Annotated in this window: 14 protein-coding genes and 1 other RNA gene; 10 read left to right on the forward strand and 5 right to left on the reverse strand. The window is 59.1% G+C overall.

Annotated features, from left to right (window positions below):
• The first annotated feature begins 349 nt into the window (after window positions 1-349).
• The 9 genes from rpsB (at window position 350) to ffs (ending at window position 7688) form a co-directional block, all read left to right on the forward strand.
• On the forward strand, window positions 350-1177 hold the full coding sequence (rpsB, locus tag HZB29_04900; GenBank protein MBI5814931.1) for a 30S ribosomal protein S2: 828 nt from the start codon (window positions 350-352) through the stop codon (window positions 1175-1177).
• Window positions 1178-1260: 83 nt separating this feature from the next.
• A complete protein-coding gene (locus HZB29_04905; protein MBI5814932.1) occupies window positions 1261-2136 on the forward strand; it encodes an elongation factor Ts in 876 nt (291 codons plus the stop codon).
• Between the two features lie 181 nt (window positions 2137-2317).
• A complete protein-coding gene (locus HZB29_04910) occupies window positions 2318-3043 on the forward strand; it encodes a UMP kinase (protein ID MBI5814933.1) in 726 nt (241 codons plus the stop codon).
• A gap of 1 nt (window position 3044) precedes the next feature.
• Entirely contained in the window at window positions 3045-3602 is a 558-nt protein-coding gene (frr, locus tag HZB29_04915) for a ribosome recycling factor (GenBank protein ID MBI5814934.1), read from the forward strand.
• Between the two features lie 19 nt (window positions 3603-3621).
• Window positions 3622-4383: an isoprenyl transferase gene (locus tag HZB29_04920; protein MBI5814935.1), complete on the forward strand. Its 762-nt coding sequence runs from the start codon at window positions 3622-3624 to the stop codon at window positions 4381-4383.
• 3 nt (window positions 4384-4386) lie between these two features.
• Window positions 4387-5181 (forward strand): phosphatidate cytidylyltransferase, encoded by a 795-nt coding sequence (locus HZB29_04925; protein ID MBI5814936.1) that lies wholly within the window; start codon window positions 4387-4389, stop codon window positions 5179-5181.
• On the forward strand, window positions 5178-6326 hold the full coding sequence (locus HZB29_04930; GenBank protein ID MBI5814937.1) for a 1-deoxy-D-xylulose-5-phosphate reductoisomerase: 1149 nt from the start codon (window positions 5178-5180) through the stop codon (window positions 6324-6326). Before HZB29_04925 ends, HZB29_04930 begins: the two co-directional genes overlap by 4 nt.
• Window positions 6323-7438, forward strand: coding sequence for a glycosyltransferase family 4 protein (locus HZB29_04935; protein MBI5814938.1), 1116 nt, complete (start codon window positions 6323-6325; stop codon window positions 7436-7438). The genes HZB29_04930 and HZB29_04935 overlap by 4 nt, the downstream gene beginning before the upstream one ends.
• A 152-nt stretch (window positions 7439-7590) precedes the next feature.
• An RNA gene (gene ffs, locus HZB29_04940) (signal recognition particle sRNA small type) lies at window positions 7591-7688 on the forward strand.
• Window positions 7689-7980: 292 nt separating this feature from the next.
• On the opposite strand, the gene HZB29_04945 is transcribed toward ffs, so the two are convergent.
• The 5 genes from HZB29_04945 to HZB29_04965 all read right to left on the reverse strand — a co-directional run bounded on the left by HZB29_04945 (window position 7981) and on the right by HZB29_04965 (window position 13756).
• Window positions 7981-8226, reverse strand: a complete 246-nt coding sequence (locus tag HZB29_04945; protein MBI5814939.1) for a hypothetical protein — start codon at window positions 8224-8226, stop codon at window positions 7981-7983.
• A gap of 167 nt (window positions 8227-8393) precedes the next feature.
• Window positions 8394-8642 carry a YfhL family 4Fe-4S dicluster ferredoxin gene (locus tag HZB29_04950; protein ID MBI5814940.1) on the reverse strand — a complete coding sequence of 83 codons (249 nt, stop codon included), beginning with the start codon at window positions 8640-8642 and terminating at the stop codon, window positions 8394-8396.
• 21 nt (window positions 8643-8663) lie between these two features.
• Window positions 8664-12968, reverse strand: a complete 4305-nt coding sequence (locus HZB29_04955) for a CoA activase (protein ID MBI5814941.1) — start codon at window positions 12966-12968, stop codon at window positions 8664-8666.
• Window positions 12969-13080: 112 nt separating this feature from the next.
• Window positions 13081-13485, reverse strand: coding sequence for a type II toxin-antitoxin system VapC family toxin (locus tag HZB29_04960; protein MBI5814942.1), 405 nt, complete (start codon window positions 13483-13485; stop codon window positions 13081-13083).
• Window positions 13469-13756: an AbrB/MazE/SpoVT family DNA-binding domain-containing protein gene (locus tag HZB29_04965; GenBank protein ID MBI5814943.1), complete on the reverse strand. Its 288-nt coding sequence runs from the start codon at window positions 13754-13756 to the stop codon at window positions 13469-13471. Before HZB29_04965 ends, HZB29_04960 begins: the two co-directional genes overlap by 17 nt.
• Window positions 13757-13857: 101 nt before the next feature.
• Between HZB29_04965 and metF the strand changes: the two genes are divergently transcribed.
• Window positions 13858-14727: a methylenetetrahydrofolate reductase [NAD(P)H] gene (gene metF, locus HZB29_04970; protein ID MBI5814944.1), complete on the forward strand. Its 870-nt coding sequence runs from the start codon at window positions 13858-13860 to the stop codon at window positions 14725-14727.
• The last annotated feature ends 147 nt before the right edge of the window (window positions 14728-14874 follow it).

Below are 14874 nucleotides of genomic sequence, written 5' to 3' on the forward strand. Positions count from 1 at the left end.
GTAGCGGCCCTTGATTTTCGCAAGGTATTCTTTTCTGGCGCTTTTGCCCATATTCCATGCTCCCTTCGGTTACATGAAACATGAGGCATCGAATCATTTTCGCCTAATTCTTCGGTTACTTTTAATATGAGGCAATTCGTCCAGCTAACGAATCCCTTGCCCGGGCGCATGGCTTTGTGGTCTAATAATACGTTATTGTCTTGCCGGAGCATTGGGCTGTGGCGAGGCATGGCTAAAACACATGTTTCCCGCTGGTGGAAAAAGCAGGTGCGGCCTTTAAGTTAAGGCCGTTTCGCCTCCGGAAATACGGGAAACAGAGGAAAAACTTGCTTTATAGGAGCTATTTTCGATGCAAGCTGTGACGATCAAGGAAATGATGGAAGCCGGTGTCCACTTCGGCCACCAGACAAAGCGCTGGAACCCGAAAATGAAGAAGTTCATTTTCGGCTCGCGCAACGGGATTTACATTTTCGACCTTCAAAAGTCCTCCAAGCTTTTCAACAAGGCCTTGGAGAAGGTGAAGGAAATAGGCGCCAACGGAGGCACGATCCTTTTCGTGGCCACCAAGCCGCAGGCGCGCGCCATAGTGGTGGAAGAGGCCGGCCGCTGCGGGATGCCGTTCGTGGTGGAACGCTGGCTTGGCGGGATGCTCACAAACTTCGAGACCGTGCGCAAGAGCGTTGCCAGGCTCAAGGAGCTCGACGGGATGGCCGATGACGGCACGTTCGAGGTGCTGTCGAAAAAAGAGGTGATCCAGCTCCAGAAAGAGCGCGAAAAGCTCCACAAGAACCTCAACGGCATCAGGAACATGGAAAAGCTTCCGGACGCCATGTTCATAATAGACACGAAGAACGAGCGCATAGCCCTCACCGAGGCGCTGCGTCTGCATATCCCTGTCGTTGGCATAGTGGACACGAATTGCGACCCTGAAGGGATCGAGTACATCATCCCCGGGAATGACGACGCGATACGCTCCATCAGGCTGATCTCATCGTCCGTCGCCTCCGCATTCAACGAAGGGAAGGAAGAGTATGCGATGAAGCAGAAGGCCGTTTCCGAGGAGCGCGAGCGGGCCCAGGCGGCCAAGCGCGCCGAGGAGCAGGCCCGGCGCGAGGCGCAGGTGAAAGAGGCGGAGGCCAAGGCCGCGGAGGGCGGGGACGCGGCCGCGCAGGCCTGATTCCGGTTGCTCAAACGTCAATAATCAAAGAGCGGGGAAGTTTTTAAAGCTTCCCCGCGCATCGCAAGGAATAAAGAGGAAAAATGGCGACAATCACTTCTGAAATGGTAAAGGACCTGCGCCAGCGGTCGGGCGCGGGGATAATGGAATGCAAGGAAGCCCTCGGTGAGACCGGGGGGGACATGGAGGCGGCCCTCGACTTCCTCCGCAAGAAAGGCGCCGCCAAGGCTGCCAAGAAGGCGGACAGGAGCACGAAGGAAGGCGCCATCGCCGGTATCGCCACGGACAAGAGCGCGGCCCTGGCCGAACTGAAATGCGAGACCGATTTCGTCGGCCGCAACGACGTTTTTCAGAAACTTGTGAAGGACATCACCGCTCATGTGCTATCCAGCCCGCAAGCCGATGACGCGGCTTTCGCGGCCCAGCCCTTCGCTTCGGACGCTTCCAGGACGGTCAACGACATCGTCACCGCCAAGATCCACGAGCTCGGCGAGAACATCACCATCGGCCGGCGCGTACGGTTCGACCTTTCGGGGCCGGGCGGTTTCGGGCTGTATATCCACGGCGGCGGCTCCATCGGCGTCCTTGTGGAAGTTGGAAGCGCCTCGGCGGACATCGCCGGGAAAGACAAATTCAAGGAGCTTTGCAGGGACATCGCCATGCACGTGGCCGCGTCCAGCCCCATAGCGGTGACCCCGGCGGAAGTGCCGGCGGACCTGCTCGCGCGCGAGAAGGCTGTGTTCGAGGCGCAGGCGGCGGAGTCCGGCAAGCCGGCCAACATCATCCCGAAGATCGTGGAAGGGCGCGTGGCCAAATATTATTCGGAGTCCTGCCTTATCGAGCAGGCCTTCGTGAAAGACCCGGACAAGAGCGTGAAGAAACTTCTGGCCGAGGCGTCCAAAGAGCTTGGCGGTGAAGTGACCATCCGCAGGTTCCGCAGGCTTCAACTGGGAGAGTAGTCTTGCCAGAAAGAATTTTGACTGCAGTGACAGCATGAAACCATCGCCGCTTCACCGGGGCCGGCCGGCCCCGGTCTTCCCTGCGCTGTCAGGAGGCCGTGGTCAGGCGACCACGGGGAAGCCCTAAAAGGACGTCCGACGACTTGCTGTCCGAGGACCTGTTGGAGAAAGAGGTGTGGAAATGGAGGAGGGGAAACTTCCATTCAGGCGCGTCCTGCTTAAAGTGACTGGCGAGGCGTTCGCGGACGCCGGCAAACAGGGTATAGGCGTGGCCGCCTTGAGCCATCTGGCCCAGGAGATCAAGGACGTGGCAGCCATCGGCGTGCAGATGGCGGTGGTGGTGGGGGGCGGGAACATCTTCCGTGGCGCGGTGGCCAGCGAAAGCGGGATGGACCGGGTGTCGGCGGACTATATGGGGATGCTGGCCACGATGATAAACGGCCTTGCCCTCCAGAACGCGCTGGAGCGGATAGACTGCCAGACCCGCCTTCTGACTTCTATCGACATCCACCAGCTCGCCGAGCCTTATGTGCGAAGGCGCGCCGTCCGCCACCTTGAAAAAGGGAGGGTGGTCATATTCGCCGGCGGCACGGGCAACCCTTATTTCACCACCGACACCACTGCGTCGTTGCGCGCGATGGAGATCGGCGCGGAGGTGATAATGAAAGCGACCAAGGTTGACGGGGTGTATGACGCGGATCCGATGAAGGTGAGCTCCGCCCGCAAGTACACGGAGCTTAAGTTCATAGACGTGCTCAAGAACAACCTGAAGATAATGGACGCGGCGGCAATATCGTTGTGCATGGACAACCAGGTCCCGATAATCGTGTTCAACATGACGGTGCCGGGGAACATCAAAAGGGTGCTCACCGGCGAGAAGATCGGGACCATAGTGAGAGGGGTCTGAAATGCTGAACAACCTTTTTGACGATTTGAACCGGAAGATGGACGGCGCCATCGAGCACCTTGGCAAGGAGTTCGGCGGCGTGCGGACGGGGAGGGCCTCCGTGGCCCTGCTCGACGGGATTAAGGTGGACTATTACGGCACGGAGACGCCGCTAAACCAGGTGGCCTCCGTCAGCACGCCCGACTCGCTGACCATCGCCATACAGCCGTGGGAAGCGAAGATGATCCCGGTGATAGAGAAGGCCATATTGACCTCCGGGCTGGGGCTAAACCCCGCCAACGACGGCAAGGTGGTGCGCATCAACATGCCGTCGCTCACCGAGGAGCGCCGCAAGGAGCTGACCAAGGTGGTGCGCAAGATATCCGAAGAGTCGAAGGTGGCCCTTCGCAACCTGCGCCGCGAGGGGCTGGAAAAGGTGAAGAAGCTGGAAAAGGACAAGGCTGTTTCCGAGGATGACGCGCACAAGGCCGGGGAGAAGATACAGAAGATCGTGGACGACCATATCGGCTCCGTGGACAAGAAGACCGCCGCTAAGGAAAAAGAGATAATGGACCGGTGACCGGCCGCCAACCCTGACAATGACGGACGAGCGCCTCACCGCCGGACTGGACCTGCGCCGCCTGCCCGCGCACATAGCCATAATCATGGACGGCAACGGGCGCTGGGCCAAAAAGCGGCTGCTCCCCAGGATCGCCGGGCACAGGGCGGGGGTGAAGGCTGTGGACAGGGTGGTCACCTTCTGCCGCGAGACCGGCGTGGGCCATCTTACCTTGTACTCGTTCAGCTCTGAAAACTGGAAACGCCCAGCCGAGGAAGTCGGCGCGCTGATGGGCATTTTGCGCGAATACCTGGAACGGGAGCTTGGCAGGATGCTCAAGGAAGACATCAGGTTCAACGTGATCGGCGTGAGGGAAGACCTGCCGGGATTCGCCCGGGAAGCAGTGGAATCGGCCATGGAGCGCACGAAAAACAACAAAGGGATGACCCTCACCCTGGCGCTTTCCTACGGCGCGCGCGACGAGATGGTGCGGGCGATAAGAAAGATCGCGAAGGCGGCCCGCGACGGCGCCCTCCAGCCCGAAGACATCGGGGAAGAACATATCAGCGCCTTGCTTGACACCGGTGACATGCCCGACCCGGACCTTTTGATAAGGACATCCGGCGAGGTGCGCTTAAGCAACTTCATGCTGTGGCAGACCGCCTATACGGAACTTTATTTCACGGACAAACTATGGCCCGATTTTGAGGGACGGGACGTGGCGGAGGCCATAGCCGCGTTCCAGAAAAGGGAAAGACGCTTCGGGAAGACCACGGAGCAGATTTCCGGCGGAAGGGGGTGAGCCATGGCGCTAAGGATTATTAGCGGCGTGGCGCTGGCCGCGGTGGCGCTGGCGGTCCTGCTGTCCGGGACTCCGCTGATGTTCTTCGTTTTCATGGGGGTGTTCGCGGCGCTGGGGCTGTGGGAGTTTTTCGCGATGATGAAGGCCGGCGGCGAACCCTCGCTACCCGCGGCCGGGATAGTCTTCGGGCTGGGGCTTTACGCGGCGATGTTCTTCCTCGGCCCGGAAGGCTTTTTCATGCTTGCATCCCTCGCGCTTATCGCCATATTCGGCGCCGCTCCCTTCTCCGGCGCGACAGACGCGTACAGGGCCGCGGCAAACACCGTGTTCGGTATATTTTACATTTCGCTCACCTTCGGCTCCGCCGCGTTGATAAGGACGCTGCCGGACGGGGCCATGATAACCGTCATGCTGGCGCTGGCAAACGTCCTTTGCGACTCCCTGGCCTATTTCACCGGCAGGGCCATCGGCAAGACCCCGCTGGCGCCATCCATCAGCCCGAAAAAGACGGTGGAAGGCTTTATCGGCGGCTTCATTGGCGCCGTGGCCGGGGCGGTGATAATAAAAATACTTTTCCTCCCTGCGCTCGCCTTGGGCCACGCGGCCATCGCAGGGGTGATCGTGGGGATTGTGGGGCCTGCGGGCGACCTTGCCGAGTCCGCTCTGAAAAGAAAAATGATGGTGAAGGATTCGGGCTCCATAATCCCCGGCCACGGCGGCGCGCTGGACAGGATGGACAGCGTGATGTTCAACGCGGCGGCGCTGTACGTCTATTTCAAGGCGGTGGCGCTGGCATGAAATCCATATCGATATTGGGCTCCACCGGCTCCATCGGAGTCAACGCCCTGTCCATAATAGAAAGCAGGCCGGACCTTTTCCGGGTGGTGGCGCTGGCCGCCCGTTCGTCCGCCGAAAAGCTTGCCGGGCAGATAGAAAAGTTCAGGCCGAAAATCGTCTGCGTGGCGGACAAGGAGAAAGCGGCGCGGCTTCGCGGGATGATAAAACGCCGGGTGAAGATCGTCACCGGGGCCGAGGGAGTGATCGAATGCGCCACTCATCCGGAGGCGGACATGACCCTTTCGGCGATAGTGGGAGCCTCCGGTCTGCCGCCGACGATGGCGGCCATCATGGCCGGCAAGACCGTGGCCCTGGCCAACAAGGAGACCCTTGTGGTGGCCGGCGAGATCGTGATGAAAGAGGCGCGGCGGCGCAAGGTGAAGATAATCCCGGTGGACAGCGAACACTCCGCGATCTTCCAGGCCCTGCGCGGCGAGAAGATGGGCAATATCCGCAAGATCATCCTCACCGCGTCCTCCGGCCCGTTCCTGCGGTATTCGGCGGGGCAGATGGAAAAAGTTACCGTGGAACAGGCGCTAAACCATCCCAACTGGAACATGGGGCCGAAAATAACCATAGACTCCGCCACGATGATGAACAAGGGGCTGGAGGTCATCGAGGCGCGCTGGCTGTTCAACCTGCCGCCGGAGAAGATTGACGTGGTGGTCCATCCGCAAAGCGTGATCCATTCGATGGTGGAGTTCTGCGATTCGTCGGTGATAGCCCAGATGGGCCTGCCGGACATGCGCACACCGATATCCTTCGCCTTGGGGTATCCGGACAGAGTGGCCGTGGATTTGCCCAGCCTGGACCTGGCCAAGATCGGCCGGTTGACCTTCGAGGAACCGGACACGGCGCGGTTCCCCGCGCTGCGGCTTGCCTATGAGGCGATGCGGACCGGCGGCTCCGCCACAGCCGTGTTAAACGCGGCCAACGAGGTGGCGGTGGAGGCGTTCCTGGCCGGGCGGATCGGGTTCACGAGAATAGCCGGAATCGTGGAGAACATACTGGGAACCTGCGAAACAGGCCGGATAAACACGCTGGCCGACGCGCTGGCCGTGGACCACAGGGCCAGGGTGGCCGCGCGGGAAATGATTGGCGGATGAACATACTGCACGTCCTTTTCTCCCGCGGATGGGGCGGGATGGAACGCTATGCGCTTGAACAGGCCCGCCGGATGGCCGCAAAGGGACACGGCATAACCTTCATATCAAGGGCCGGGGCGCCGCTCTCCAAGGCGTTGCGCGCAGAGACTGGTTTTAAAACGCTCGAACTCGACCCGGTGAAGTATGTGGACGTTGGGGCCATGCTGGCCATCAGGTCCATCGTGAAAAATTCCGGCGTCAACGTTGTCCACGCCCATACTTCCGCCGACCTTGGGCTTATCGTTCCCGCGCTTTGGGGACTTGGTGGTGTGAGACTTGTGTTTTCCAACTACATGCTCGTCCCCGCGCCGAAAAAAGACATTTATCACAGGCTTGAATACGGCCGGGTGGACGCGTTGCTGGCCGCGTCTGAATATATCCGCAAGAACGCGGTGGAGTATCTTCCCGTCGCCCCGGAGAAAACAGTCACGCTGCCATACGGGCTCGACCTTGCCAGGTTCAACCCGGAATCGGTGAAGAAGGGTGCGTTGCGGGAGAAGTATGGTATCGGCGCCGCAAAATTGATCGGTGTGATAAGCAGGCTGGAGCCGCTCAAGGGGCAGATGGAAATGATAGAGGCGATGCCGGCCATTTTGAACAGCCATCCGGAAAGCATGCTGGTCCTGACCGGAGACGAGACGCCGGAGCTTGCCGGGCAGTACAGGCATGTTCTGGAGGCGAAGGTGGATGAGCTGGGAGTGGGGGAGCGCGTCCTGTTCACCGGGGCCACGGACGACACGGCGGCCGTTCTGGCCGATCTGGACATTTATGTGTTGCCTTCGCATGGGGAGACTTTCTCGCTGGGTTGCCTGGAGGCGATGGCGATGGGGAAGGCTGTGGTGGGGACGAACTCGGGCGGCACGCCGGAAATGCTAGATAACGGCGGATGCGGCCTGCTGGCCGAACCCAAAGATCCCGGATCGCTGGCAAAGCCGGTCATCAAGCTTTTGGACGGACCAGCCCTTGCCGCCGATTTGTCCGCAAAAGCGCGGCGCAAAGTGGTTGGCGCTCATGGGATGGAACCAGTGATGGATAGGCTTTCGGCCATATACGAAGGACGCTTTAATAACTGAAGCCGGAAGAAATTAAACCAAAGAGACACTGAGACAAAAAAATAAAACTCTGTGCCTCCGTGCCTCTGTGGTGAAAATCTCCCTGCTACTTTTGATAGCGGACGTGATAGTATAATTGCTCGTTCTGAAACGCTAACACCAGGCGGCGGAAGCGCCGGGTCTTACGCGATCGTTAACCGTGGACCCCGTCAGGCCCGGAAGGGAGCAGCGGCAGCGGAGCTTTCGATGCGCTGTAAGGCGCCCGGCGCTATCGCCGCCTGGTTTTTTTTACGTCCACCCGAATTGGATAACATATTTAGAGAGAGCAACACACCTCCCCCTCTGTGCCTCCGTGTCTCTGTGGTGATAATTCAGGTTTTTTTATGCTTCCCCGTGGTCGCCTCGGGCTGTTGCCCAAATGCTCATCGGGGTGTTCTTCAACACATAATCCGTATGGCTATAGGACGGCGGGGTGACGCCTCCGGCTCAAACACCCCGCCGAGCAATTAACAACACAGTTCCCTCTCTGTGCCTCTGTGGTTTATCTTCCTTCCCGGCGGGCGTCAGGCGGCGTTGGCGGCCATGGCGGCGAGCCTGGCCTGGCGTTTTTCTTCACGCTCCTTTAGCTGGGCTTCGAGCGCTTCCTTGATTCCCTTGATCATTTCCTGCTGCTGGGCGGCCATGGTCCTTATACGCGAGTCCATGGTGATGCAATGGACAGTGGCCAATACCCCCGCAATCCCAATGAAACCAAACTCAAGGGTTATGGCTAGCCGTAGCGCCGTGTCCAATATATCAAAAACCATCATGGGCCTCCCTGTCACAGGTTATTTATCGGAAACAGGGGTGAAATACTTGAATTCATTCGCCCGGCGCAATAAAAATAAGGGGCGGCCCAGAGCCGAAAAAATGGCCCGGTACCGCCCGCCATCAGGCCAGCGCGCCGTCTGGAATTCAAACGGCGCGCCCAGAATGGTTATTTAGCGTGCAGCTGCTCGTACTTGGCCTGCAGCTCTTCGCGGGTCTCCGTATGGTCGGGATCCGCGACGATGCAGTCCACCGGGCAAACGTCCACGCACTGGGGCTCTTCATAGGCGCCCACGCACTCGGTGCACTTTGCCACGTCAATCACATAAATGTCTTCCCCTTCCGAGATCGCCTCGTTGGGGCATTCCGGCTCGCACACGCCGCAGTTAACGCATTCCTCATTGATGATCAAAGCCATTGTCTATCTCCAAAAATAAAATCAAACCAAAGCGCCAGATGTCTGCTGGCGGTATTGCTCAGCCTGGTACATGAAAGCTTCAAGCCGGGTCTGCGTCCCCGTTTCCTCCGTCCCGTCGAAGTCCAGGTTCAGCCATGGGATGTTGTTATGGTCCTCGCGCATCTTCTTGGAGATCGCCGCGACAATTGTCCCAGGCATACAGGAAAACGGCAGGATGTTCACCACCCCGGCCAGTCCTCTTTTCGCGTACTCTACTGCCTTGCCAATGCTCAAAATCGCTTCCCCTTCGAACGTGGCGTCCATGTATGGGGCCGCGTTCCCGAGGATATGCGCCGTCGCCTCCTCCTCGCCGTTTGACAGCGTTGCGTGAAACGGTCCGTAAAGGCGGCGTTCGTCTTTCTTTTGGATTCTATCCTGCATATATCCTTTCAGCAGGTCAAGATATTTTTTGTCCTTTTTCGAGTTCTCAACATACCTGTTGGTGCAGTACAGGATCCACTCCCCCATCGGCGCCAGCCACACCTCGCCGCCGAGCGCTTCTATCCTGCGTATTATGTCCCTGTTGCCAAAGGTGTGGCTTCGCATGTATATCTCCCCCACGATGCCGATCACCGGCCTCTTGGCCCCGCTTTTCGGTATGGAGGCGAACCGGGAGTTCACCTCGTTCATGAAATCGAACAGAAGCGAAGAGTCCTTCTCTACGAGGGCGCACGCCTTGTCCAGCATTTCGCGGTACACCTTTTCGGTCTGGCCGCGGTTCTTTTCATACGGCCGGATTTCGTGGAGCAGCTTGTGGAGGATGTCCACCGCCACCACCCCCCGCCACGCCGCCCGGCGGAACTTCACGCCAAGTTCGCCGATCGCCCCATAGCCCGCGTCCGAATCGGGGGAGACAATGGGTATGTCTCCCATCCCCATGTCCCTTAGCAGCAGGCTTTGCACGTTCTTGTACTGTCCAAACCGGCATGGCCCCTGCGTGGTGGGCATGAAGAAAGCCGCGCGTTTATGGTCGAAATCCTCTTCCATCGTCTTTTTGAGGATGTCCCCGGTGGTCAGCGTGAACGGGACGCACTCCTTGCCGGAAGAATGGCGCAGCCCAAGTTCCAGCGACTCCTGGTCGGTCTCCGGCAACGCCTCCGCGTCCACCCCGCTTGCGCGCATGGCGGCGGCGATCACGTGGCTGTGGTCGCACATGTAAGGCATGTACAGCTTGCGTTTGTGGCCGTTGCCCGAGCCGTTGGATTTCATGGCGGGCGCGCCGCATTCCATCGTGGCCTCTTTTTTATGCCCGTTTCCGTTGCCCCCGGCGTGGGCATGCGCCCCGTCCAGGGCGAATTTCACCGCGTCCACGTTCTCCAGGCTGTCGAAAAACGCCTCCAGCCGCGTCACGGCGCCAGCGTCCGCGGAATGTTCGTCTATCTCCAGCGCAAGGCACGGTTTGCCGCCCAGCTTCTCCTTCACGTGGTACTGGATGAAAGAGTCCGGCCCGCACTTGAAGTTGGAGATGAAAATGGCGTCCATCATCGGGTCGCGGCGCACGATGTCCGCCGCCGCCATCATCCTCTGGCCGGAGCGCCAGTACATGTCCGGATTCGTCGCCGCGATCTGCTCTTCGGAAAGTTCCAGAAAGTCTATCGGCACGGCCACCTTCCCCATGTCCCTAAGCTTGCGGGGGAGGTCCAGATTAATGCCCGAGTCACATCCGTTGTACGGCCGGCTGATTATCACAACAGGCTTTTCGCCTTTGGCCCCAAGTTCGGCCATCACCTCGCGGCCACGCCGCCTGGCCACGGCGTAAAACTCCTCCTGCGCCGCGTGCCCGGCCTGCACGGCCATCCGCACATCCTTCGCCGAAACGCCGAATTTCCCGGAGAACAGCGGTATAAGCTCATTGGCCACATAGTCCATGCCGCGCTGGAAATGCACGGCAGGTTCGAGCAGCGCCGCCCCGGAACCCTTGAGGTCTATCGCCGACTTTATGATGTACGGGATCGCCTGCACCAGGGGGCATGTGTGGGAATTGGTGAATTTGGTGTTCTTCGGGTTCACCGTGATGGTGGAGGGGATGAAAACGTAGTCCACCCCCTTGTCCAGAAGCTCCGCCACGTGGCCGTGCATTATCTTTATGGGGAAGCAGGTCTCCGCCTTCACCCTTTCCACCGATTCGTGGATCACGTTCTGGTTTGTCTTGCCTGAAAGGATCGTGTCTATCCCCAAATTGGCGAAGAACGCGCCCCAGAACGGGTAGTGCTCGTAAAAGTACAGGCTCCGGGGGATGCCCACAAGCGGCATGCCCGGTTTCTTTTCCACATGTTTGCGCCCCAGATGGTCTTTGAACGCCAGTTTCTCCCTTTCCGCGAAAAGGTCCGGCAGGGTGTTTTCCTTTTTCTTCTTCTTGTCCCCCTCGAAAAGCTCGCACCGGGCGCCATAGTGGTGGGCGCTCTCCCCCTCGAACCTCACGCGGCTTACGTTGCACACGTTGTCGCACGCTTTGCACTCAAAGGAGGTCACCTTGTATTTGCGCTCGCGCAGGTCGAACCCCTTGAACCGCGAAGGGGCGGGGGAGGGGGTTTTCGCGCGGTGTTTCATGGCTATCATGGCGGCGCCGATGGCCCCGGTCACGTCGTGATGAGGCGGCACGGTCACACTTTTTCCCGTCACCGCCTCGAACGCGGAGACCACCGCCCGGTTCCATGCCACACCCCCCTGGAACAGTATTTTATTCCCTATTTTCCTGTCCCCAACCACCCGGTTGAGGTAGTTTGAAACGATGGAATAGGCCAGCCCGGCGGCCAGGTCTTCCTTGGCCATCCCTTTCTGCTGGTTGGACACAAGGTCGGACTCTATGAACACCGTGCACCTGTCCCCCAGCTTTCCGGGCGCCTTGGCGGCGAACGCCGTGGAGGCGAATTCTTTTTCTATGTTCAGGTCCAGCTTTTCGGCCTGCTCTTCGATGAAAGAGCCGGTGCCAGCGGCGCACACCTTGTTCATCTCAAAGTCCACCACCGCGCCCTTCTCCACCGCCACATACTTGCTGTCCTGCCCGCCTATCTCGAAGATGGTGTCCACGTCCGGATGGAAATGGATGGCGGCGGTGGCCTGGGCGGTGATCTCGTTTCGCACAACGTCCGCCCCGGCGAAATCGCCGATCATGTACCGGCCCGATCCGGTGGTCCCCACCCCAAGCACGTTCACCTTGCCGCCGATCTCCTCTCCGATCTCCAGAAGGCCCCGCGTGACAGCCTGGATGGGCCTGCTCTGTGTGCGGATATACCTTCGGGCCAGCACGTTAAGATCATCGTCGAGCGCAATCACGTTGGTGGACAAAGAGCCTATGTCTATGCCGATATAGCAGGGGACGTCCCTCTCGTTCTCGCCAAGCTTTCTTATATGTATGTCGTAGTCCGAGTCGTTCCTCTCGCCGGTGAGCGGGGCCATGGCCTTTCGCGCTCCGTCCCGCGCCGCCTGATACCCCTCCAGCCCGGCGGTCCCCTTGAATTCAAAATCCCCCTGCGTGTCCCTGGAGGCCAGCGCCGCGCCGATTGCCCCGGTCACCGCGTGCTCTTCCGGGATGAAAATCTCCTCCACGGACATTTCCAGTTCGTCCGCCAGCGCCTTTACCACCCCCCGGTTGGCCGCCACCCCGCCGAAGAAGGCCACCGGCTTTTTGAACTCCTTGCCGCGCCCAACGTTGCTTTTGAATGAACGCGCCACGGCGCAACAAAGCCCGGCGATGATCTCGTAATCAGGGGTCCCCACTTGCTGCAAATGGATCATGTCCGACTTTGCGAACACAGAACATCTTCCGGCGATCCTTGGAGGATGCTTGGACTTTAGCGCCATCGCGCCGAACTCTTCGGCTATCGCATAGCCCATGCGGGATGCCTGCTGGTCCAGAAAACTTCCGGTGCCGGCGGCGCAAAGGTTGTTCATGGAGAAGTCCTCCAGCGTGGTCTCGCCGGCCTCTTCCTTGAACATGAGCATCTTGGAGTCCTCCCCACCCATCTCCACAAGGGTGCGCACATGGGGATACAGGACCGATACGGCGGAAGACTGGGCGATCACCTCGTTTGTGAACACCCCGCCGGTCAGCGATGCGATAAGCTCCCCGGCGGTGCCCGTGACGCCGAGCCGTTCCACGCCATGGCCGTTTATGGCCGCCATCAGGTCTTTTATAACGCTCACCGTGGCCGCCACCGGCTGGCCGTGCGAGCGTTTGTAAAAACTGGTTATTATTTGGTTAGCGCCGTTGATCGCGGCCCCTTTCACCGACACGGAGCCGATGTCCAGCCCCAGCCATATTTTTCCGTTCTCCAGCCTGTCCATACCCGCTCCAATAGCTGTTTTACGGTTTATGATTTGAATTCAGGACCTTTTGTTAAGTATTCCATTCCGGCGCATAAAGTCAAGCCCCTTTGCATGGCGGGGCTTTATGGCGTTATCGTAATAACTCCACCTTTACTCCTTCAATATGCAGCTTGCCCCATGCTTTGTCGGCGGTGAGAACGGGAAAACCCGTTTCCTTGCCAAGCGCCAGACATGCGCGGTCGCCCATGGACAGGCCGTGTTTTGACGTGTCCGGATGGATTTGCGCCGTGAATTCCGCCTGGCCGCGGCCAAACGGGATGACCTGAACTCCAAGGGCCGCCACCGCTTCGATCGCTTCCTTGGGCGGCGCGCCATAGGAGCCTAAACGGCTTAACACCTCCGCGTAGTTGACGGAGCCGATAATCGCCGAGCCGGATTCCAACGCGGGTATGACTGATTTAAAACCGGATTCCATGAATAGCACGGCCAGTACGGCCGAAGCGTCAAGGACACGCCCCTTATTCACCGCGCGCAACTTCCTCCCTGCGCTCCCGGAACAAGTCCTCCACAGCCGATCTGCCGCGCTTTTTATATTTGCCCGCGATGCGCTGGGCCATCGCGATGGACTTTTTTACGCTTGTCAACGTCAGTTGGCCCTCGCCGATGAACATGATGACCTCGTCGCCGACAGTCAGTCCGAGGGCTTTTCTGGCCTTGGCCGGAATCAATATCCTTCCACCGCCGGAAACGACGGTCTTGCATGTCACCATTTGCTTAAATATGTCATAAACCGGTATTTGTGTCATTTTATGTCCGATATGGACATTAAGTCAAGCATGGGACCGCTCCGCCTCTTGCCCTGCGCCTCTTTAATCGTATAATGTCAGGACATTTTAGGAGTGAGTATTTGCGAATCGCCGATCTGCTTTCAAAAGGGGAGCGTTTTTTCTCCCTGGAGTTTTTCCCGCCGAAGGAACGGCCTGCATGGCCTGAATTTTTCGCCGCCGCCGAAAGGCTGAAATCGGTGAATCCGCTCTTCGTGTCGGTGACCTATGGCGCCGGAGGGGGGACACAGTCCAACACCCTCGAGCTTGTGGCCCGGCTCAAAAAGGATTACGGATTCGAGCCGATGGCGCACCTTACCTGCGTGGGGGCCTCCGGCGAATTCATAAACGGATTTCTGGACAATCTGGCCAAAGACGGTATAGACAACGTTCTCGCCCTGCGCGGAGACCCGCCAAGGGGGGACGGCGCCTTCAAGCCGAACAACAAGGATTTCAGCTACGCTTGCGACCTTGTGCGGTTCATCCGCAAGGGATTCCCGAAGCTCGGCGTTGGGGTGGCGGCATATCCGGAGACCCATCCTGAAGCCGTGTCCCCGGCAGAAGACCTGCTGCACCTGAAGGAGAAGCTCGAGCTGGGAAGCGATTTCGCCATAACACAGTTGTTCTTCGACAACAGTTACTATTGGGATTTCGTAAAGAAGGCGCGGGCCATCGGGATTGAGAAGCCGATAATCCCCGGCGTGCTCCCCATCGTAAACCTTGCCGGGGTGAAACGGATCGTCTCCCTTTGCGGGGCCAAGTTGCCGCCGGAAATTCTGGCCAGGGTGGAGGAGGCGGACGCCACCGGCGGGGCAAAGGCTGTTGAGGAGGTCGGATTGGAGATCGCGCGCAAACAGGTTCGCGCTCTTTTGGAAAACGGCGCGCCGGGGGTGCATTTATATACACTCAACCGGGCGGAGACCTGCCTGAAGATCATCGAGGGGTGCGCGTGACACGCCGCCGGTAAAACCGGTATATTGCTTCCCCGTGGCCACCTGACCCCCGTCTTGTTGTCACTTCGCAAGATTTCATCTTTTCAGTTGACCGGGGATGAACACAAGTATTTAAGGTCACAAATTGTGACCTCAAAAGAAGGGAGG

The organism is Nitrospinota bacterium (assembly GCA_016235255.1).
GTDB lineage: Bacteria > Nitrospinota_A > UBA7883 > UBA7883 > JACRLM01 > JACRLM01.